Origin of the sequence: Methylobacterium tarhaniae (assembly GCF_001043955.1) — a bacterium.
Taxonomy (GTDB): Bacteria; Pseudomonadota; Alphaproteobacteria; order Rhizobiales; family Beijerinckiaceae; genus Methylobacterium; species Methylobacterium tarhaniae.
Genome location: NZ_LABZ01000025.1, coordinates 71585 through 91462 on the forward strand (window position 1 = coordinate 71585; position 19878 = coordinate 91462).

Here is a 19878-nt window from a genome sequence, read left to right on the forward strand (position 1 = left end):
CCCTCACCAGCGCGGGAGCCAGTAGACCGCCAGGTAGATCGGCAGCCAGGACAGCACGACGAAGTACCAGTAGAAGGCGTTGTCGCCGACATCGCTGAAGCGTTTGCCGGTCGCGTGGCGAGTGAACATCAGGGCGGCGAGCACCAGCGTGTCGCCGACATCCGTGACGAGGTGGGTGAGGTGCAGGGCGAGCAGCACCCAGGTGATCGAGCCGTAGGCGTTCTGGTCCCAGCTTACCCCGAGGCCGGTGAACTCATAGAGGCGCAAGGTCACGCTCGCGAGGCCGACGAGGGACATGACGATCAGGTCGCGCCGCACGCGGCCGAGATCCTGCCGACGGGCGTTCCGGTCGGCGACTCGGTTCGGCCACAGGCTGGCGAGGAGCAGCACGGTGTTGAGGGTCCCCGCCCAGTGGTCGGGCGGTGCCGGTGCGAGGGGCCAGGACGGGTTGAGCTGGAGGAGGTACAGGTAGGTGCCGAGCGCCAGCGCGAAGCCCATGCCCTCAATGGCGAAGAACCCGAGCGTGCCCCACCACATCGGGCTTTTCGCCCCGAAGCCGTAGGTCGGCAGCCTGGACAGGTCGTAGGCGTTGCGCTGCTCGTCGGCCCCGCTCGGTCGCGTTTCGGTGACGGGCGCGTTCATGCCTCGTCCTCCGGGGTCCCTTTCGGCCAGAACCAGCCGGTGAGCGCCGCCGCGATCGGGGGTAAGCCCCAGAGCACCGCGTGGGGCGTGAAGATCGAGCCGATGAAGGTCGCCCCGACCGCCAAAGCCGCGACGAGGGGCCAGATCGAGGGTTCCGGCGAGGCCTCGCGCAATTGCGGCTCGGCCTCCGCCACGCTGGTGACCACCAGTTCCCGGTAGGCGGCGCTGAGACCCGTCGCGACCGGCAGGCCGGCCCGTTCGGCCCAGAGCGGTTCGCGATGGGTAACGAGGGGAATGCGGTCGAAGTTCTGCGGAGCCGGCGGCGAGGCGGCCGCCCATTCGAGGGTGCCGGCACCCCAGGGGTTCGGGCCGGCGATGTCGCCCCGGCGCAGGCTCGCCGCGACGTTCCAGAAGAAGACGAGGAAACCGGAGAACAGCACCAGGGCGCCCGCGGTCGACAGCATCTGCAGGTCGCCCCAGCCCATTTCGGGCCCGTAGGTGTAGACCCGCCGCGGCATCCCCATCAGCCCGCTGATATGCATGGGGAAGAACGCGACGTTGAAGCCGACGAAGACGAGCCAGAAGTTCCATCGGCCGAGCCGCTCACTCATGAGCCGCCCGGTGAATTTCGGGAACCAATAGTAGATCGCCCCGAGCAACGGGAAGACGTTGCCACCGATCAGGACATAGTGGAAATGGGCCACTACGAAGTAGGTGTCGTGAACTTGCGTGTCGATCGGCACCGAGGCGAGCATGATGCCGGACAGGCCGCCGGCCACGAAGACGAAGAAGAAGCCGCAGACGAACAGCAGAGGCGTGCGCCAGACCGGCCGGCCGTCCCACAGGGTCGCGATCCAGCAGAAGATCTGCAAGCCGTTCGGGATTGCGATCAGCATGCTGGAGGCGGTGAAGAAGGCGGCGCCGAGCTGCGGCAGCCCGGTCGTGAACATGTGGTGGACCCACAGGCCGAAGGACAGGAACCCGGTGGCGATCAGCGACAGGACGAGGGCGAGGTAGCCGAAGATCTCGCGCCGGGCGAAGGTCGGAATGATCGCCGACACGAAGGCCGTGCCGGGCAGGAAGATGATGTAGACCTCCGGGTGGCCGAAGAACCAGAACAGGTGCTGGAACAGCAGCGCGTCGCCGCCCTCGGCCGGGTTGAACAGCTGGGTGCCGATGAGTCGATCGAGGATCAGGAAGGTCGAGGCGAGCATCACCGCCGGCAGGGCGAACACGATGATGAAGGAATTGACGAACAAAGCCCAGACGAAGAGCGGGATGCGGTCGAGGGTCATGCCCGGGGCGCGCTGCTTGAGCACCGTCACGATGATCTCGACGGCGACGGCGAGGCCGGAAAGCTCCGTGAAGGTGATCATCTGAGCCCAGACGTCGGCGCGCTTGCCGGGCGAATACTCCGGGCCGGAGAGCGGCACGTAGGCGAACCAGCCGACATCCGGCCCGATATTGAGCAGGAACGAGATCCAGAGAAACAGCCCACCCGAGAGGTAGACCCAGTACGAGAAGGCGTTGAGGCGCGGGAAGGCGATGTTGCGGGTGCCGACCATCAGCGGCACGAGGTAGACGGCCATGGCCTCTCCGATCGGCACACCGAACAGGAACATCATGGTCGAGCCGTGCATCGTGAAGAGCTGGTTGTAGGTGTCGGGCCCGACGAGGCCGTTCTCCGGCCGCGCCAGCTGCAGGCGCATCACGATCGCGGTGAGCCCGCCGAGGAACAGGAACAGGAACGCCGTTGCGATGTAGCGCCGGCCGATCACCTTGTGGTCGACGCTCGACAGCCGGGCGATCACGCCCCGCCCGGTGCCCCAGATCCGGGCGAGCCGTTCGCTCAGCGCGGGCCCGTCGAGATCCGTGTCACGCAAATCGCGGGGCAAGTCGCGGGGGAGGGGAGCCGCGTCGCTCATTCGAGCCCCGCGAGATAGGCCGAGATGGTGTTGAGCCGGTCGGGTTCGAGCGGGATCAGCGGCATGTTCACCCCCGGCTTGATCCCGTGCGGATCGACGATCCAGGCGGCGAGGCTGCCGCGGGTGAGCGGCAGGCTGCCGGCGGCGAGCGTGCGGCGCGAGGCGAGGTGGGTCAGTTCCGGGCCGTTGCGGCCGGCTGCCGCGGTACCGCGGACCTGGTGGCAGAGCGCGCAAGGGGCGGCGACGAAGGCCGCCTCGCCCGCCCGCGCCTCCTCGCTCGCCGGCTCGCGCCGGGGCGCCACCTGTCCGTCCCGCCAGCGGGCGAAGGCCGCCGGCTCGTCGGCGATCACCAGGAGGCTCATCCGGGCGTGCTGCATCCCGCAGAACTCGGCGCACTGGCCGCGATAGACGCCCGGCCGCTCGGCGGTGAAGCGGATCGCATTGCTGCGCCCCGGGATCAGGTCCTGCTTGCCCATCAGGCTCGGGACCCAGAACGAGTGGATCACGTCGGTCGAGTCGAGGCTGATCGCGACCGGTACGCCGACCGGCACGTGGATCTCGTTGGCGGTGGTGAAGACGCGGTCGGGCGCGGCATCCTCGTAGCGCACCTCCCACCACCATTGGTGCCCGAGGACGCGGATCGTGATCCCGGCTTGCTCCTCGCCGAACAGCCGCCGCTGGCCGGCATAGCTGAGGCCCGTCAGGACCAGGACGACGAGCCCGGTAACGATGGCGAGCCCGGTCACCAGGGCCACAGCCCGCCGCTCGTAGGCCGGATCGACGGCGAGCGGGTCGGCCCCCGCCGGCCGGCGCGGCCGCAGGCTGAGGGCCAGCGTCGCCATGACCGCGAGCCAGATCGCTCCCAGCACGGCAACGAAGACTACGAACAGCCACAGAAGCTCGCGTGCCTGCGGGCTGACCGGGTTCAGGGGCGACTGCACGAGGTTGCAGCTGGCGAGCGGCACCACCAGGATGACGACGAGGCCGCGCCGTGCGCTCATTGTGCCCTCTCTCCACCGGGTGGGACGAGGCCGCCGGCGACGGGCGGGCTCGGGTCGGTCCGGTTCTCGGCGGGGCGCGGATGCAGGGTATCGCTGCGGGCGGGTGCTGCGCTCGACGGGACGTTGCCGCTCATCGCGCGCACATAGGCGGCGAGTTCCCAGATCTGGTCGTCGGGAATGCGGCCACGGAACGAGGGCATCCCGTTCGGGCGCCCCTCGCGGATGGTCTGGACGATGTTCTCGATCGCGGCCCCGTAGATCCAGCGATCGTCGATCAGGGCCGGCCCCATGCCGCCGCCGCCCTGGCCGTGGCAGCCGTTGCAGTTGAACCAGACGAACAATTTCTTGCCCTGGCTCAGATGGTAGGCGTTGCCCTCGAACTGCGCGGCCTTGCCGCTGGTCGCGACGACCGGCCCCGCGCTGCCGGGCGACAGGCTGACGAGGGCGACCTCCTCGCGCGACTCCCCGCCGACCGGGCTCGGGCGGGCCTGTCGCTCCTCGCGCTGGCAGGCCGCCGGCAGCACGGCGAGGACCAGGGCGAGAGCGGTCCGGATCATGGCGCGGCGGCCTCCGCCGGGCGGTCGAGGCGCGGCACGGAATAGTCAGCGAGGATCGCATTGATCTCGGTCCGGTGCCGCTCCAGCGCAGCGCCGACCTCCCGGCGCAAGGGCTCGTCCTCGCGCCGCACGGCCATGGCGATGTCGAACACCATCGGCCCCTTGGGCCCGTCGAGGGCGGGACGGACCGGATCGACCCGCAAGCGCGGCGTCGCGCGGGCTGCGAAGTAGCCGGCCATCGGCCCCCAGGCCAGCGCGAGGTCGACTTCGCCGCGGGCCACCGCCTCGACGATCCGGGCGGGCGGGTTGGCTTGTGCGTAGTCGCCGGTGAGCAGGTAGCCGCGCACGGTATCGGTCAGCCCGCGCCGGGCCAGCGCCTGGGCGGGCGGCGTGCTCGCCGCGTCGAGCCCAGCGAGCTGCACGCCGACGGTCAGGCGGGCGAGGCTCGGATCGTCGAGGGAGGCGATGGTCGGGCCGTTGGGGCGCGAGACGACGACGTAGGTCGAGCGGTAATAGGGCCGCGTCGGGCGCAAGAGCTCGATCCCGACGGGCAGGCCCGCGACGAGATCGCAGCGCCCAGCCAGGATCGTGTGGCGCAGGAAGCCGCGCCTCTGCGCCCACCAAGTGTAGCTCACGGTGGCGCCGAGGTCGCGGGCGACGATCGCGACGATGCGGTTCTCGAAGCCCTCTCCGGCGCTGTTGGAAAACGGCAGGTTGTTGGGATCGGCGCAGACGCGCAGCTCGCGGGCGGACGCCGGAAGCGCCGTCGCGCAGGCCAGCGCCAACGCCAACGCCAACGTGGCTCTATGGAAGGGCCAAGGATTCCTAGGGAAGAGCAAAATCATAGAGCATGCCCCCCTTGGTGGTGACCTCCTTCAGGTCGCGCATCGCGTTGAGGAAACCGAGCGCCCCGGTGCCGTCGCGCGGGTCGAGATCGGCCGAGACGATGACACCGGGCCAGCCGCCGACCCCCGACAGGATCGCGACGTGCTGGCGCCCGTCGGGCGCCCGGTAGGTGGTGGGCTGGCCGATGATTCCCGACCCGGTCTTGAATTGCCACACCACCGCGCCGGTGCGGGCGTTCACGGCTTTGAACCAGCCGTCCATGGTGCCGTAGAAGGCGACATCGCCGGCGGTCACCAGGGTGCCGCTCCAGACCGGAAACTCTTCCTTGATCGACCAGGCGGCGCGCTCGCCCGCCACGTCCCAGGCGGTGTAGACGCCGCGATGCCCGCCCGGGCCCGCCTTCATTCGCGTCTCCGAGCCGAGATAGGGCGTGCCGGCGATGTAGTTCGCCTGGAGGTGCTCCTCGTCCATGCAGAGATTGGCGTGCGGCAGGTAGAGAAGGCCGGTGCGCGGCGAGTAGGCCGAGGGGCTCCAGTCCTTGGCGCCCGAGGCGTTCGGGCAGATGTCGCGCATCACCTTGCCCATTTCGGGCTTCTTCTCGGGGATATATTGCAGCCGGCCGGTCTTCAGGTCGACGCCGGTCGTGGTGGTGATCGGGTGGAAAGGCTTTGCCGCAAGCACCTCGCCGGTGGTGCGGTCGAGGATGTAGACGTGGCCGTTGCGCTCCGGCCGCACGAGCACCTTCCGGGGGGCACCGTTCCAGGTCATGTCGAGCAGGATCTGCTCGTTGATCCCGTCCCAGTCGTAGAGGTCGTGCGGGCTCCACTGGTAGAACCACCGCGCCGCGCCGGTGTCGGGATCACGGGCGAAGAGGCCGGAGGTCCACTTGTTGTCGCCCGGCCGCTGGTCGGCGTTCCACGGGCCTGGATTGCCGGTGCCGTGATAGAGCAGGTTGAGCTCGGGGTCGAAGGACAGCCACCCCCAGACGGTGCCCCCGCCCTGCTCCCAGGCGCCCGGCGGCCAGGTCTTCGTCCCGAGATCCGGCCCCTTGTCCGAGTCGTAGAACGGTCGGAAACCGGGCCCGATCAGCACGTCGGCATCGGGTCCGGTGTTGAAGGCCTTCCAGGCGACCTTGCCGGTCTGCTGGTCGAGGGCCTGGATCCAGCCGCGCACCCCGAACTCACCGCCGGCATTGCCGACGAAGACCTTGCCGCGGGCGACGAGCGGCGCCATCGTCATGGTCTCGCCGATGTTGATGTTGCCGATCTTGGTCTTCCAGGCCTCGCGCCCGGTCGCGGCCTCGACCGAGACGACGTTGCCGTCGAGCGTGTTGAAGAATAGGTGCCCGTCGGCATAGGCCGGGCCGCGGTTGACCACGTCGCAGCAGGCCACGCCCTGCGCGGCCGCCTCGGGCTTGGGGTTGTACTGCCACTTCAGGGCTGCGCCCGGCTTCGTCAGGTCGAGGGCGTAGAGGATGTTGGGATAGGGCGAGAGCACGTACATCGTGCCGTCGACGACCAGCGGCGAGGATTCCTGGCCACGGTTCACGCCGACCGAGAAGGTGAACGACACCCGGAGGTCCTTGGCCGTCTCCGGGGTGATCTCGGAGAGTTCGCTGTAGCGCGTGCTGGCGAAGTTCTTGGCCGGCATCGTCCACTGGCCGTCTTCGATGGGGGAGGCTGCGGCAGGGGGAACGGGATGCGCCGGCGGGCTCAACTCCTGCGCGCACGCGGAACTCAGGCATGCGAGGCCGAGGAGACAGACGGCCGAGGCGGCGATTCTTCCCACGACGTGTCCTGCCACGAAAACGTCTCGCTTCGTCTTGTTCGGGCGAGTAGACCGTGACGATGCGACGCTGCAGGCGAGCGCGCATTGCCCTGGATTAAAATTTGCGAATTGGCACAGCGGTCCACCTCTGCGACGACCAGCTCGGAAGTCCGGATCGATGGCCGCACGACGACCGGCCCCGTCCGGTCACCCGCTCAATGATGCCCGCCACCCCCATGCGGCATCGCCGGCTGCGGCTGCAACGGCACGCCCTTCTGCAACGGCATCTGCACCCCGCCCTCGATCGGCGCCATCATGTTGGTGTTCATGTGGTGCATGATCCACACCGACCCGCCGAACAGCAGGAAGACGATCAGCACGCCGAAGGCCAGCGCCATGATGTTGTTGGTGTTGTCCGGTCCGCTGGTGAGATGGAGGAAGAAGACGAGATGCACCCCCATCTGCGCGATGGCGAAGGTGAGGAGCGCGACGGGGATCGCCGGGGCCCACATGATCCTGGTCTGCGCCACCCAGAACGAGGCGGCGGTGAGCAGCAGCGCCAGCGCGAGCCCGATCACGTAGCTGCGCAAGCCCGTCCCGAATTCCTCGTGGGCGTATTCGTCGCCGGGGGCGATGTCGGCATGCGCGCGGTCGTCGGGGGCGCTTCCTTGGGTGTGGCTCATGCGGCGGACCCCATCAGGTAGACGACCGTGAAGACGGCGACCCAGACGATGTCGAGGGCGTGCCAGAACAGCGAGAAGCACATCACGCGGCGCAGGATGTCGGGCCGGAACCCCTTGGCGAAGACCTGCGCCATCATCGTGAGCAGCCAGAGCAGCCCGGCGGTGACGTGCAGGCCGTGGCAGCCGACGACGGTGAAGAAGGCCGACAGGAAGGCGCTGCGGCTCGGGCCGGCATCGCGGGCAATGAGGTCCGCGAACTCGCGCAGTTCCAGCGCCAGGAAGCCGGCGCCGAACAGGAAGGTCACCGCCATGGCGGCCTGGAAGACCAGGGGCCGGCGGGCGTTCAGCGCCAGCGTCGCGACTCCGCAGGCGAAGCTGGAGACGAGCAGCAGGACCGTCTCGATCGCCACGTTGGTAATGTCGAACAGTTCCGCGCCGGTCGGCCCCCCGGCGGTGCCGCCCCGCAGCACCGCGAAGGCCGCGAAGAACGCGGAAAACATCACGATGTCGCTGAGGAGGAAGATCCAGAAGCCGTAGGCGACGACGATGCGCTTCGGCGCCGGCCCGCCGATGCCCCGCCCAGGAGCGCGGGTCTCGCCCTCGCCGGCGGCGTGGTGGCCGACATGGTGAGGGTCGCGCCGGATCGGCACCACCCCCGCTCCCCCCGGGAGGCCCCCTGAGATGGCCGCGGAATCGCTCATGCGGCCTCCTTGCGGCGGGCCTGCTGCAGCGCCTCGAGGCGGCTCGCTCGGTTCTGGCGGTTGATGCGCGCGACCGCCTCGGCCGGGATCTCGTACTCGATCCGGTCGCGCCAGGCGAAGACCACGAAGGTGGCGAAGGCGCCCGCGAACCCGAGCGCGGCGAGCCACCAGATGTGCCAGATCATCGCGAAGCCCACGAGGGTGGCGAAGAAGGCGCAGACAAATCCGGTCGGGCTGTTCAACGGCATCTCGACCGGCTCGTAATCCGGCTCCTCGCGCAGGCGCGCCTGCTCGCGGGCGCGCTGCTTGATCGCCCAGTACGCCTCCTCGCCCTCGACGTGGGGCATGACCGCGAAGTTGAACGAGGGCGGCGGCGAGGCGGTCGCCCATTCGAGCGAGCGGCCGTCCCACGGATCGCCGGTGAGGTCGCGAAGCTCCTCACGGCGGCGGATGCTGACGACGAGCTGCACCACCTGGCAGACCACGCCGGCCATCATCACGATCACGCCGAGGCTCGCCGCCACGATCCACGGATACCATTCGGCGATGGAGAAATGCTGCATGCGCCGGGTCATGCCCATCAAGCCGACGACGTAGAGCGGCGTGAACACCCAGATGTAGCCGACCAGCGAGAACCAGAACGCCGCCTTGCCCCACCCCTCGTCGAGGGTGAAGCCGAAGGCCTTCGGGAACCAGTAGGTGTAGCCAGCAAAGGCCGCGAACACGACCGCGCTGACGATGACGTTGTGGAAGTGGGCGACGAGGAATAGCGAGTTGTGCAGCACGAAATCGGCCGGCGGGATCGCCAGCAGCACGCCCGTGGCGCCGCCGACCACGAAGGTGACGAGGAAGGCCACCGACCACAGCATCGGCGTGGTGAACCGCACGCGCCCCCCGTACATCGTGAACATCCAGTCGAAGATCTTCACCCCCGTCGGCACGGCGATGATCATCGAGGTGATGCCGAACACGCCGTTGACGTCGCCGCCCGGCCCCATGGTGAAGAAGTGGTGCAGCCAGACGGTGAAGGAGAGCAGGCAGATGGCGAGCGTCGCCCAGACCATCGAGCGGTAGGCGAAGAGCGGTTTTCCCGAGAAGGTCGAGATCACCTCCGAGAAGATGCCGTAGGCCGGGAGCGCCAGGATGTAGACCTCCGGATGCCCCCAGGCCCAGAACAGGGTCATGAACAGCATCGAGTTGCCGCCGGCCTCGTCGGTGAAGAAATGGAAGCCGAGGTAGCGGTCGAGGGTCAGCATCGCGAGGGTCGCGGTCAGGATCGGGAAGGCCGCGATGATGAGAAGATTCGAGGCGAGCGCGGTCCAGCAGAACATCGGCATGCGCAGGTAACTCATGCCCGGTGCCCGCATCTTGAGGATGGTGGTGACGAGATTGACCCCCGACATCAGCGTGCCGACACCGGAAATCTGGATCGCCCAGAGATAGTAATCGACACCGACGCCCGGCGAGTAGGTGGCTTCCGAGAGCGGCGGGGCCGGCCACCAGCCGGTGCGGGCGAACTCGCCCACCACCAGTGAGACGTTGACGAGGAGCGCGCCGGTCGCGGTGAGCCAGAAGCTGACCGAGTTAAGGGTCGGGAAGGCGACGTCGCGCACGCCGAGCTGCAGAGGCACGACGAAGTTCATCAGCCCGATCATGAACGGCATCGCGCCGAAGAAGATCATGATCGTGCCGTGGGCGGAAAAGATCTGATCGTAGTGTTCCGGCGGCAGGTAGCCCGGCGCGTTGTAGGCGAGCGCCTGGTGCGAACGCATCAGGATCGCGTCGGAGAAGCCGCGGATCAGCATGACGAGCCCGAGCAGCACGTACATCACGCCGATGCGCTTGTGATCGACGCTCGTGATCCACTCGCGCCAGAGATACGGCAGCCAGCCGGCGACTGCGACCCAGGCGATGATTCCGAGGAGGACCAGACCCACCAGGGCGGCGGCGACGAGGGGGATCGGCTGGTCGAAGGGTATCGCCGACCAGGTCAGCTTGCCGAGCATGCTCACGAGCCCCCTTTGGGTTTCACGTTCGGAGGTGCGCCGTTCTCGGCGCCCTGCGTGGGGCCGGGGCCCTTGGGGATGGTCTGGTCGACGATGCGGCGGAAGAGATCGGGCTCGACGCTGCCGAAGGTGCGGGGTGCGTCGGCGATGCTCTGCTTCGCGAGTTCGGTGTAGGAGGCGGTGTCGAGGACCGGGCTCACCTTGGCGCCCTGCACCCAGTCGATGAAGGCGCCGTCCGACACGGCCCGGACCGGGAAGTGCATATCGGAGAATCCGTCGCCGCTGAAATGCGTCGAGAGGCCGTGCAACGTGCCTTCCTGATCCGCCATCAGGTTGAGCTGCGAGGTCATGCCTCGCATCGTGTAGATCATGCTGCCGAGCCGCGGCACGAAGAACGAGTTCCAGACGCTGCTGGACGTCAGGATGAACTGCACCGGCGTGCCGGCGGGCACGACGACTTCATTCACGGAGGCGACCTGCTGCTCGGGGTAGAGAAACAGCCACTTCCAGTCGAGTGAGACGACCTGCACCCGCAAGGTCTTCTTGTCGGAATCGAGCGGCACCGCCGGATCGAGCCGGTGCGCACCAATCCACGCGATGCCGCCGAGGAATACAATGGTGAGGAAGGGCACCGACCAGACGACGAGTTCGATCTTGCCGGAGAACGCCCAGTCCGGCCGGTAATGCGCCTTCGTGTTCGAGGCCCGGAACCACCAGGCGAAGAACAGAGTGACGACCATCGTCGGCAGGATGATCGCCAGCATGATGAGCGTGGCGACGACCAGGATGTTGGCCTCGTCGGCACCGACTGGGCCCTTGGCGTTGAGCAGGCTCATCTGACAGCTGGACAGGGCGAGGCCAGCGGCGATCACCGCGCCCAGGCGTGCCAGCCTTCTTGCTGTTTGCAACACAGTTCGGGAAAAGAAGAGGCACCGGAAATCTCCTCTCCCCGACAGTGTCTGGGATTGCTCGGGATCTGCAAGCGATGGGCGAAGTCGGGCAAGCCAGACTTCTCGCCCGTATGGGGAGGAGAAACCTGCACCGTGTTTAGTATCCGGACAGCGCGGGACCCTTCGGCGCGGTGGAGCAGCCTCGCCCGTCATCGCGGCGACGCAGCGACGCGCATGGGCCAAGATTTTATGAGATCGTCTCGCGGCTGGCTGCGTCGCATACGGCTCTCCAGCACGTTCGGCCGATCAATCGTCTGTCGATCGAACCATCCGGCAGCGTTGTGCCGTTGAAAGACCCTGTTCCGCACTGACTCATGTTAAAAGTGAACGGATATCCGCTCGAGCAATTGGACCATTCGCCGATGAAGATCTGAGACCTCGCCACCCTTGGTTTTGACCTATGTGGTTGTGCGACCCGTGCAAGCGCCGTCCTGTCAGGGCGTCCGGCGTGGCGACCGCGCCATCGTCAGGGCAAGGCCAATGCCGGCGGCAGCGAGTCCGATAGCCAAGAGAGGATTGCGGCGCGACGCGATGACCACCTGCTCGATCCCCGCCTCGACCGTACCCGCCGCGTTGGCGAGCCACGGCACCACCACCTGGTCCAGGACCAGCTTCGGCCTCGACGGGCCCGGGGGCTTCTTCAGCATGTAGTCGCGCTCGACGAGCATCGGCATCGCTCCGGGATGTTGTGTGTCCCATCCTGTAACACGATGGGCCCGGCCCTCCTCCATCATCCATCAACTTGCCTCAACGGAGCCGGTGCATGATGAAATCACGGGCGAAGCGCATCTCGCTCAAGCCGTATGTGGGCCCTGCGGGAGGCTGGGGCTCGGCCCGGTCGGTCGGCAACATCCTGGCCCGGGAGAATGTGCTGGCCAGCGGGTCCCTGCTGCTTACCCGGCACAACAAGGTCGACGGCTTCCAGTGCGTCGGCTGCGCCTGGGTGAAGCCGGCCCAGCCGCTGCCGTTCGAGTTCTGCGAGAACGGCGCCAAGACGGTGGCCTGGGAGATCACCAACCATCGCTGCGGGCCCGACTTCTTCGCTGAGCACACCGTGACCGACCTTCTCGACTGGGACGATTATCACCTGGAACAGCCCGGCCGGCTCACCCACCCTCTGCGCTACGACCTTGAGAGCGACCGGTACCGCCCGGTCTCGTGGGGCGCGGCCCTCGACGAGATTGCCCGGGAATTGCGGGCAAGCCGCGCGCGCGACCCGAAGCGGGCAGTGTTCTACTCGTCGGGCCGCTGCTCGAACGAGGCGAGCTACCTCTACGCGTTGTTCGCCCGGCTCTACGGCAACAACAACCTGCCGGATTCCTCCAACCTCTGCCACGAGACGACCTCGGTGGCGCTCCCTGAGAGCATCGGCCAGCCGGTCGGTAGCGTCTCGTTGGCCGATTGGGGACACACCGACTGCATCCTGTTCTTCGGCCAGAACCCTGGCAGCAACAGCCCGCGCATGCTCCACCCCCTGCAGGAGGCGAGCGAGCGGGGCGTGCCGATCATCACTTACAACCCCCTGCGCGAGCGGGGCCTCGAGCGCTTCACCAATCCCCAGTCGCCGACCGAGATCCTGACCGGGCACGAGACGCGGATCAGCTCGCAGTACCATCAGGTGAAGACCGGCGGCGACCTCGCGGCGCTCACCGGCATCTGCAAGGCAGTGCTGGAGCTGGGCGCCCTCGATCACGGCTTCATTGCGGAGCACACGCACGGCTTTACCGCTTTCGCCGAGTGGCTGCGGGGGCAGGATTGGGCCGAGTTGGAGCGACGCGCCGGCCTGCCGCGGATCGCCCTGGAGGCGACGGCCGCGGTCTATGCCCGGTCGCAGGCTACGATCGCCGTCTACGGGATGGGACTGACGCAGCACCGCGCCGGCGTCGACACGGTGCAGATGCTCGCCAACCTCCTCCTATTGCGGGGCAATATGGGCCGCAGCGGTGCCGGCATCTGCCCGGTGCGCGGGCATTCCAACGTCCAGGGCCAGCGCACCATGGGCGTCACCGAGAAGCCGGACCTCGTCCCCCTTGACCGGCTGAAGCGGCAATACGGCTTCGAACCGCCGCGGGAGGCGGGCTTCACCAGCGTGGAAGCCTGCGAGGCGATCCTGGCCGGCACCGTCGATTGCTTCATCGAGCTCGGCGGCAACTTCGTGCGCGCGGTTCCCGACCGCGGCCGGGTCGAGCCGGCCTGGCGGCGGCTGCGTCTCACCGTCAACGCCATCACCAAGCTCAACCGCACGGCGCTTGTCCCGGGGGAGATCAGTTACATCCTGCCGGTCCTCGGTCGGATCGAGACCGACCGCCAGGCGACTGGCATTCAGTCCCTGTCGATGGAGGACACGACCGGCTGCGCCCACGGCTCGCGCGGGATGCGCCGCCCTGCCTCGGCCCATCTCATCAGCGAGATCCGGCTCGTGGCGGAACTGGGCAAGCGCGTGCTGGAGCCGAACCCGCGGGTGCCGTGGGATGCGTGGTGCGACGATTACCGGCTGATCCGCGAGGCGATTAGCAAGACCTACCCGGAGACCTTCTTCGATTACGATAGGCGGATGTGGGAGCCCGGCGGCTTCCAGCGCCCGCTGCCGGCCTGCAAGCGCGAGTGGCACACCAAGACCGGCAAGGCCAACTTCATCACCCCGAACGGGCTCGACGAGGACCGCGACATGCCGGAGGACGGCCCCGACGTGCTACGAATGATGACGCTGCGCAGCAACGACCAGTTCAATACCACGGTGTTCGGCTACGACGACCGCTTCCGCGGCATCAAAGGCACCCGCGACGTGCTGCTGATGAACCGCCTCGACATCGATCGGCTCGGCCTCGCCGACGGCGCGATGGTGCGGATCGAGACGGTGGCCGACGACGGCGTCCGGCGCGAGCTTCCGGGGCTCAGGGTCGTGGATTACGACCTCCCAGTCGGCTGCGTCGGCGCCTACTACCCGGAGGCGAACGTGCTGCTGCCGCTCTGGCACTACGCCGTCGGCAGCATGACTCCGGCCGCTAAGTCGATCCCGGTGCGGGTGCATCGGATGGATGGCGACACCGCTCGTACCCGACACGGACGACCGCAGATGTCATTGCATCCGTAAAGGGCATAGACAATCCGATCCCCTGCCCCAAACGGCATCGATCAGGCCCTCACGACACCACTCGCTTCTTCCCGCCCACTCCGTCGGACGCCTCCACGGCGGTGTCGCTGAGATCGTCGGGGATGCCAGCCTGCCGAGCCCTCTGAGGTGATCCTGGACTCGCACAGCATCGTGTTCGGCTCGCAGGCGGGTATCCGTGGCACGGACGGCAAGAAGGTACGCTGCATCAAGCGCCACGTGCCGACGTGCTCGCGCGGCCTTGTCCTGGCCGCGGCGGTGACAGCGGCCAACGTTCACGACACGCAAGCGGCTGGCTGGCTCCTTGATGGTGCAGTCGAGGCGGGCAGGATGCCGGTGCTGGTGAAGGCGGACGGAATCTAAGCAGGCGTGCGTATGGACGGGGCGGCCGTCCAGCATAGTGTGGAGGTGCAGGGTTCCACCGCGTATGGTCCAACAGGCCCTCGAATGTAATCGGGTTTATGCGAGCCAATCGGGATCGAAGCGAGGCAGCGATATCTAAAGGTCCGCTATCAAGGTTTGAGCTGCCATCTCGATTTTCGAGCACGAAGGTCCGCAACTGGCGCGTAGCCGACCAAGGGGTATGCGAGATGCTGTATCTATACAGCCATTTACACGGGCAACCTGATTGGTTTTAGCCCTAAGAGCGTCGTAAGGCCGGGTGCGAAGGCGTCGTATCAGTTCTGCCAGCTCTCGGTCAGGGACCGGAACACCGCGAACACCTGCGTGCGCATCGGGTCCCTGGGGTTTAGGAGCTTCTCTTCGCGGTCGTTGGCGATCCAGAGCTTGCACACCTTTTCGCGCTTCTCCTCGACCGCGAGCGACAGCAGGGCCTCGGCATCCTTGCCCACCGGTGCCAAGTCGCCAGAGCGCGCACCCGCCCAGGCCCGCGCCCGGTTCGAGGCGACTTACAACGCCAGCGCCTCGGCGCCCTCCATCTCGGCATCGCTCAGGGATGGGCGGAGCCGCGGCGGATCCTCCGTCAAGTCCGCCGGGCCGAGGGGCCGCGATCGCGGCCCATTCTCGTCGGGGTCTGGGGCCGGAGGGAGGTCGGGGGTCGCGGTCTCCTCGTTAGCCCGCATCAAGGCCTCGGCGGCAGCCTCTTTCTCGCGGCGCTACGACGGGTCGGTGTTGGTCTCCCACAGGGTATCGATCCAGGTGGCATCGATGGTCCCGTCGAGCCGGACCGCGGCCGCGATGCGGCCGGTGGAGATTGCCTTGGGGACCGCCTTGTCGTCGACGCTGCAGTGGCGTGCGTAGGCGCGGCGGGACAGCCCAATTTCCAACTTCATGCCGGACCTCCGTCGGCGCCGCCTGCGTCATCCGCATACGATTAAGCGACGCATGGGGCACGGCCTCCCACACCAGGGCGCAGGCCGATAGGGCATCGATGCCCTGCGAGACGAGGGTGAGGATGGCGAGCGCGGGGCTGCGCCTGAGCCCCTGCCCACGAGCGAGCAGATCTTCCCGGCTTCCCACGCGGCTTGGATCCGCGAGGCGATGATGAGCAGGTCGGCGTTCACGTGGGCCTCCGTCAGTTCGGCAGCGAGCGGGCGAAGGCCTCGCGGCCGGCGACCACCGCCTCCACGAGCCGGCGCAGGGGCCTCAGGCTGCCACCGCGCCACCGGTCGGAGAGGAGGTCGAGTTCCTGGCCGTCGAGGTCGGGCAACCAGGCCTCAGCGAGCCCCCGCTCCCGGCGGAGATCCGCCAGGATCCTGCCGGCGACGAGGGGGAGATCCTCGCGGCGCGGCATCGGCCAGGCGATCGGGGGCGCGCGGTCGAGGAGCGGCCGGGACAGCCCCGCGAGATCGTTCGCCGTCAGGATGTAGGAGACCCCGCTGAGGTCGACCTCACATTCGAGGGCGGGATCGAAGATGCGACGGGCCGTAGAGGCGCGCTCAAGGAACGCGAGGAGAGTTTCGTCAAGTCTTCCGTGCCGTCTATCGTGGGTCCCCTTCTCGATCTCGTCGATGATGATGCCAGCACTCGCGGCCTGCGCGCGGAGCAAAGCTTGGAGAGACACGCCCAGACGCCACGAGCTCCACTGCCTAGACGTCCCCGAGAACGTTCCACCATCGGCGACGCCGGCGGCGGAGTACAGAGTCGAGGGCAGCCCGGCCGCCTCGAACGCGGCCCGCGCCCAGCTGGTCTTGCCGCTACCGGCGCCGCCGACGAGGATGCGGGGCGGGAGCGCCGCGAAGGGCGATCCGACGAGCGCGTTCGCGTATGCCTCGTTGACCTCCCGCGCCCATGGGAACGCCGCATTCATCGTTGCCGCAAAGGCGGCAGGATCGGGCGGCGGCGCGAGGGGCAGTGCCTTCTCGGCGAATGGCTCGGCCAGGGCCCGAGGGCTATCCCCTCGCTCGACCGTGTACTTCGACGGCTTGGGCAGGTGGTCTAGCTTCGGGATGACGCCGCGAGCCAGGGCCGGCTGGGCGGGCGGAGGAGGCTGAGGCGCAGGCTCGCTCGCCGCGGCCAGGTATTCCCCGAGCGAGGGCAGCTCCTCCAACCCCGGCAGGTCGTCGACCTCGGGCGCGGCTCCACCCTCCGCCCCCGCGCCGCCGCGCAGGATGGCGTCCTCGTCGCTGATCATCCGCTCGGCCTTGGCGATGACTGCGAATGACCTTGCGAAGGTAAGCGCATGCAAGTCGAATGCGGTCAACCTATCGAAGTTGGGGCGAGGAGCCGCGCCAACCTCGGCCCGCACTGACCCGGAACCCTCGATGTCCCCGGGGATTTGCCAGGGCCCGGGACGGCACCCTCCTCTCGACGCGTCGCGAGCCAACCCGGTCCACGCCGGCGCCAAAGGACAGCCCCATGACCGATGCCTCAGACCGGCGCCTGAAGATGCAGGACCCCCGCACCCAGTACCCGCAGCCGCCGTTCAAGCGACAGCCGCAGGAAGCGCCGGGCCTCGCCAAGGCCATGGACCCGAAGCCCGACCACGGCGAGGCCAGCTACAGGGGCCACGGGCGCCTCGCCGGCCGCAAGGCTCTCGTGACGGGCGCCGATTCCGGGATCGGGCGCGCCGCCGCCATCGCCTTCGCGCGCGAGGGCGCCGACGTGGCGCTCAGCTTCGTCGAGGAGGAGATGCCGGATGCGCAAGAGGTCGCCAAGCTGATCGAGGCCGAGGGCCGCAAGGCGGTGCTCCTGCCCGGCGACATCACCGACAAGGCCTTTTGCGAGACGCTCGTCCGGAAGGCCGTAACCGATCTCGGGGGCCTGGACATCCTGGTCAACAACGCCGGCAAGCAGACCAACCAGAAGGACATCGGCGACATCACGGACGAGCAGTTCGACCGGACGCTGAAGACCAACCTCTACGCCATGTTCTGGATCACCAAGGCGGCGCTCCCGCACATGCCGGCCGGCGCTTCCGTCATCAACACCGCCTCGGTCGTGGCCTACAACCCGCCCCAGATCCTGGTCGACTACGCGACCACGAAGGCCGGCATCGTGGCGTTCTCGAAGGCGCTGGCCAAGCAGCAGGTCGCGAGGGGCATCCGGGTGAACGCGGTGGCACCGGGCCCGTTCTGGACGGCGCTGCAACCCTCCGGCGGCCAGCCGCAGGAGAACGTCGAGAAGTTCGGCTCCGAGGTGCCGCTGGGCCGGCCCGGGCAGCCGGTGGAGCTCGCCCCGGTGTACGTGTTCCTGGCAAGCCAGGAGGCGAGCTACGTCACCGGCGAGGTCTATGGCGCCACCGGCGGCAACGGAACGGCGTAGCGCGCCCCACTGATGTGGCAGGGCGCCGGCGCGCCCTTACGCCCGTCCGATCCATCCGCGCCACGTGAAGGCGGCGAAGAAGAGTTCAACATCCCGGAAGCCGCCCGCCCTGAGCACGACGGCATCCGTTTCGGGCGCGAGGGTGTGCAGGTGGGCCTGCACGGCGCTCCGAGCTTTCGCCGCCTGCTCGCCGTCGACGCCGGACGCGACCGCATAGGCCTCGTACCGCGCGATCCATCGCGAGCGGCTGTCGTCCTGCGGGAAGCTTCCGTGCGCCGCAACGAACGGGGCGCCCGGCTTCAGGCGCCGGTGGATGGCTCGGACCGTGTCCTCGCGCGCCGCCGGGTCGAGGAAGTGCAGCGTGAGCAGGCAGGTCGCCGCGTCGAAGGGTCCGTCGGGCGCGTCGTCGATGTAGCCCTCGACGAGGGTGACCCGGTCCATCAACGACCCGAGTGTGCGCTCTGCCTGGCGGAGCATCTCCCGGGCGGGATCGACGCCGACGAACGTCCAGCCGGGATGCGCCTCGGCCAATGCCCGGAGTTCCAGTCCGCCTCCGGCCCCGAGCACCAGGACGCGCGCATCGGCCGGCGCGTGCTCAGCGAGCAGGATGCCGGTCATCCTATGCAGGGCCTCGAAGCCCGGTACGAAACGGGGTGGTCCGTCGGCATACCGTGCGGCGGCCGCCGGGTCCGAGAAGGCAGCCACGAAGTTGGTCGGTTCAGCGTGCGCGCTATGCGTCATCGGATGGGGCCTCCTGCCCGCACGGTCCGCGCTTGGCCAAGCGCGCGTGGAAATCGGCGCTGAGACGGGCCAGCGTGACGTCGCCCAGTCGCGAGAGCAGCAGGGCTTCGGCTTCCCGGAAGGCGTCTGCGAGCGCAGCGTTGACTGCCTGCTCGACGAGGCAGGTCGGCTCTTCGCTCCTATGCCCCATCGCGAACACCTCCGGGGAGCCGAGCGCGACGTAGACGTCGTGCAAGGTCAACCGGTCGAGGTCACAGGCGATGGTCCAGCCGCCGCCATGCCCCTTCCCGGAAGCCACGAGCCCCAGGTCGCGCAGGCCCGCCATCGTTCGGCGCACCACGACCGGGTTGGTCCCCATCATCATGGCCAACCGCTCGGACGTCACCGGGCCGTCGGCCTCGGCCATGTGGAGGAGGACGTGCAGCACGCCCGACAATCTGCCATCCCGTCTCATGGAACTTATGATGTTGCATGAGACGGGATTCTGTCAACCGGAGCCGAACCGGGATGCTCGGTCCGGCGCCAGCCGCCCTAGTTCGGGCCTGAGGGAGCAACCTGCACCACCCCGACTACGAGGCATCCGCCATGATCACGCTCTACACCTGGTCGACCCCGAACGGTCGCAAGATCCCGATCATGCTGGAGGAGTGCGATCTGCCGTACTCGGTCGTGCCGGTGAACATCGGCAAGGACGAGCAGTTCGCCCCCGAGTTCCTGAGGGTCTCGCCGAACAACAAGATCCCGGCCATCGTCGACGACGAAGCGGAGGGCGGTCCGCTCTCGGTGTTCGAGAGCGGCGCGATCCTCACCTATCTCGCCGAGAAGACCGGACGCTTCCTCGCGCCGTCGGGTCCCGCCCGTTACAAGGCCCTGGAGTGGCTTCACTGGCAGGTCGGCGGCTTGGGCCCGATGCTGGGCCAACTCGGCTTCTTCGCGGTGCGTTCGGACGAAAAGGCACCGCTGGCCATCAAGCGGTTCACCGAAGAGGCGGACCGGCTGCTACGGGTGATGGACAAGCGCCTCGGCGAGGGTCCCTACCTGGCGGGCCAGGACTACTCCATCGCCGACATGGCCTGCTACGCCTGGACGCTGGCGGCCACGTCGTTCCTTAAGGACCCGCTCGCCGGCACGCTTGGCTCGGTCCCGAACCTCCATGGCTGGTTGGAGCGGGTCGGCAAGCGTCCGGCGGTCAAACGCGGGATGGAGGTGCCGAAGACCTGACCC

Annotated in this window: 19 protein-coding genes and 1 pseudogene; 4 read left to right on the top strand and 16 right to left on the bottom strand. The window is 68.1% G+C overall.

Translation table 11 applies throughout. The features are described 5' to 3' along the window. Window positions 1-3 precede the first annotated feature (3 nt). The 11 genes from VQ03_RS04455 to VQ03_RS04505 form a co-directional block, all read right to left on the bottom strand. Window positions 4-642 (bottom strand): cytochrome c oxidase subunit 3, encoded by a 639-nt coding sequence (locus tag VQ03_RS04455; RefSeq protein ID WP_048449650.1) that lies wholly within the window; start codon window positions 640-642, stop codon window positions 4-6. Then, window positions 639-2567 carry a cytochrome c oxidase subunit I gene (gene ctaD / locus VQ03_RS04460; protein WP_048449651.1) on the bottom strand — a complete coding sequence of 643 codons (1929 nt, stop codon included), beginning with the start codon at window positions 2565-2567 and terminating at the stop codon, window positions 639-641. Before ctaD ends, VQ03_RS04455 begins: the two co-directional genes overlap by 4 nt. Further along, a complete protein-coding gene (gene coxB, locus VQ03_RS04465; RefSeq protein ID WP_048449652.1) occupies window positions 2564-3568 on the bottom strand; it encodes a cytochrome c oxidase subunit II in 1005 nt (334 codons plus the stop codon). Before coxB ends, ctaD begins: the two co-directional genes overlap by 4 nt. Then, window positions 3565-4125: a c-type cytochrome gene (locus VQ03_RS04470; RefSeq protein WP_048449653.1), complete on the bottom strand. Its 561-nt coding sequence runs from the start codon at window positions 4123-4125 to the stop codon at window positions 3565-3567. The genes coxB and VQ03_RS04470 overlap by 4 nt, the downstream gene beginning before the upstream one ends. After that, window positions 4122-4970: a quinoprotein dehydrogenase-associated putative ABC transporter substrate-binding protein gene (locus VQ03_RS04475; RefSeq protein WP_048449654.1), complete on the bottom strand. Its 849-nt coding sequence runs from the start codon at window positions 4968-4970 to the stop codon at window positions 4122-4124. Before VQ03_RS04475 ends, VQ03_RS04470 begins: the two co-directional genes overlap by 4 nt. Next, a complete protein-coding gene (locus VQ03_RS04480; protein WP_048449721.1) occupies window positions 4951-6711 on the bottom strand; it encodes a methanol/ethanol family PQQ-dependent dehydrogenase in 1761 nt (586 codons plus the stop codon). The genes VQ03_RS04475 and VQ03_RS04480 overlap by 20 nt, the downstream gene beginning before the upstream one ends. Window positions 6712-6953: 242 nt before the next feature. Next, complete coding sequence (cyoD, locus tag VQ03_RS04485) at window positions 6954-7421, bottom strand: cytochrome o ubiquinol oxidase subunit IV (protein ID WP_048449655.1); 468 nt, start codon at window positions 7419-7421, stop codon at window positions 6954-6956. Beyond that, the gene (gene cyoC / locus VQ03_RS04490; protein WP_083467771.1) at window positions 7418-8122 is read right to left on the bottom strand and encodes a cytochrome o ubiquinol oxidase subunit III; all 705 of its coding nucleotides are present in this window, start codon (window positions 8120-8122) and stop codon (window positions 7418-7420) included. The genes cyoD and cyoC overlap by 4 nt, the downstream gene beginning before the upstream one ends. Then, window positions 8119-10128 carry a cbb3-type cytochrome c oxidase subunit I gene (locus tag VQ03_RS04495; protein ID WP_048449657.1) on the bottom strand — a complete coding sequence of 670 codons (2010 nt, stop codon included), beginning with the start codon at window positions 10126-10128 and terminating at the stop codon, window positions 8119-8121. The genes cyoC and VQ03_RS04495 overlap by 4 nt, the downstream gene beginning before the upstream one ends. A gap of 2 nt (window positions 10129-10130) precedes the next feature. Beyond that, window positions 10131-11231: a ubiquinol oxidase subunit II gene (gene cyoA / locus VQ03_RS04500; RefSeq protein WP_083467776.1), complete on the bottom strand. Its 1101-nt coding sequence runs from the start codon at window positions 11229-11231 to the stop codon at window positions 10131-10133. Between the two features lie 281 nt (window positions 11232-11512). Continuing rightward, window positions 11513-11746, bottom strand: a complete 234-nt coding sequence (locus VQ03_RS04505; RefSeq protein WP_157063956.1) for a hypothetical protein — start codon at window positions 11744-11746, stop codon at window positions 11513-11515. 95 nt (window positions 11747-11841) lie between these two features. Here VQ03_RS04505 and VQ03_RS04510 point away from each other — a divergent pair, with 95 nt between their 5' ends. Further along, window positions 11842-14172: an FdhF/YdeP family oxidoreductase gene (locus tag VQ03_RS04510; RefSeq protein ID WP_048449660.1), complete on the top strand. Its 2331-nt coding sequence runs from the start codon at window positions 11842-11844 to the stop codon at window positions 14170-14172. A 114-nt stretch (window positions 14173-14286) separates the two neighbouring features. Beyond that, window positions 14287-14613: pseudogene (locus VQ03_RS04515) on the top strand (transposase); the annotation flags it as partial. Between the two features lie 254 nt (window positions 14614-14867). On the opposite strand, the gene VQ03_RS32710 reads toward VQ03_RS04515, so the two are convergent. The 3 genes from VQ03_RS32710 to VQ03_RS04520 all read right to left on the bottom strand — a co-directional run bounded on the left by VQ03_RS32710 (window position 14868) and on the right by VQ03_RS04520 (window position 16852). After that, entirely contained in the window at window positions 14868-15041 is a 174-nt protein-coding gene (locus tag VQ03_RS32710) for a hypothetical protein (protein ID WP_157063957.1), read from the bottom strand. 264 nt (window positions 15042-15305) lie between these two features. Further along, on the bottom strand, window positions 15306-15482 hold the full coding sequence (locus VQ03_RS34465; RefSeq protein WP_245291963.1) for a hypothetical protein: 177 nt from the start codon (window positions 15480-15482) through the stop codon (window positions 15306-15308). 242 nt (window positions 15483-15724) lie between these two features. Then, a complete protein-coding gene (locus tag VQ03_RS04520; protein ID WP_053078405.1) occupies window positions 15725-16852 on the bottom strand; it encodes an AAA family ATPase in 1128 nt (375 codons plus the stop codon). 155 nt (window positions 16853-17007) lie between these two features. Between VQ03_RS04520 and VQ03_RS04525 the strand changes: the two genes are divergently transcribed. Further along, entirely contained in the window at window positions 17008-17913 is a 906-nt protein-coding gene (locus VQ03_RS04525; protein WP_048449662.1) for an SDR family oxidoreductase, read from the top strand. Window positions 17914-17949: 36 nt separating this feature from the next. Here VQ03_RS04525 and VQ03_RS04530 read toward each other — a convergent pair whose 3' ends face one another. Then, on the bottom strand, window positions 17950-18654 hold the full coding sequence (locus VQ03_RS04530) for a class I SAM-dependent methyltransferase (protein ID WP_048449663.1): 705 nt from the start codon (window positions 18652-18654) through the stop codon (window positions 17950-17952). Beyond that, complete coding sequence (locus tag VQ03_RS04535) at window positions 18644-19108, bottom strand: Rrf2 family transcriptional regulator (protein WP_048449664.1); 465 nt, start codon at window positions 19106-19108, stop codon at window positions 18644-18646. The genes VQ03_RS04530 and VQ03_RS04535 overlap by 11 nt, the downstream gene beginning before the upstream one ends. Before the next feature lie 131 nt (window positions 19109-19239). On the opposite strand from VQ03_RS04535, the gene VQ03_RS04540 reads away from it, so the two are divergent. Then, a complete protein-coding gene (locus tag VQ03_RS04540) occupies window positions 19240-19875 on the top strand; it encodes a glutathione S-transferase family protein (protein WP_048449665.1) in 636 nt (211 codons plus the stop codon). The last annotated feature ends 3 nt before the right edge of the window (window positions 19876-19878 follow it).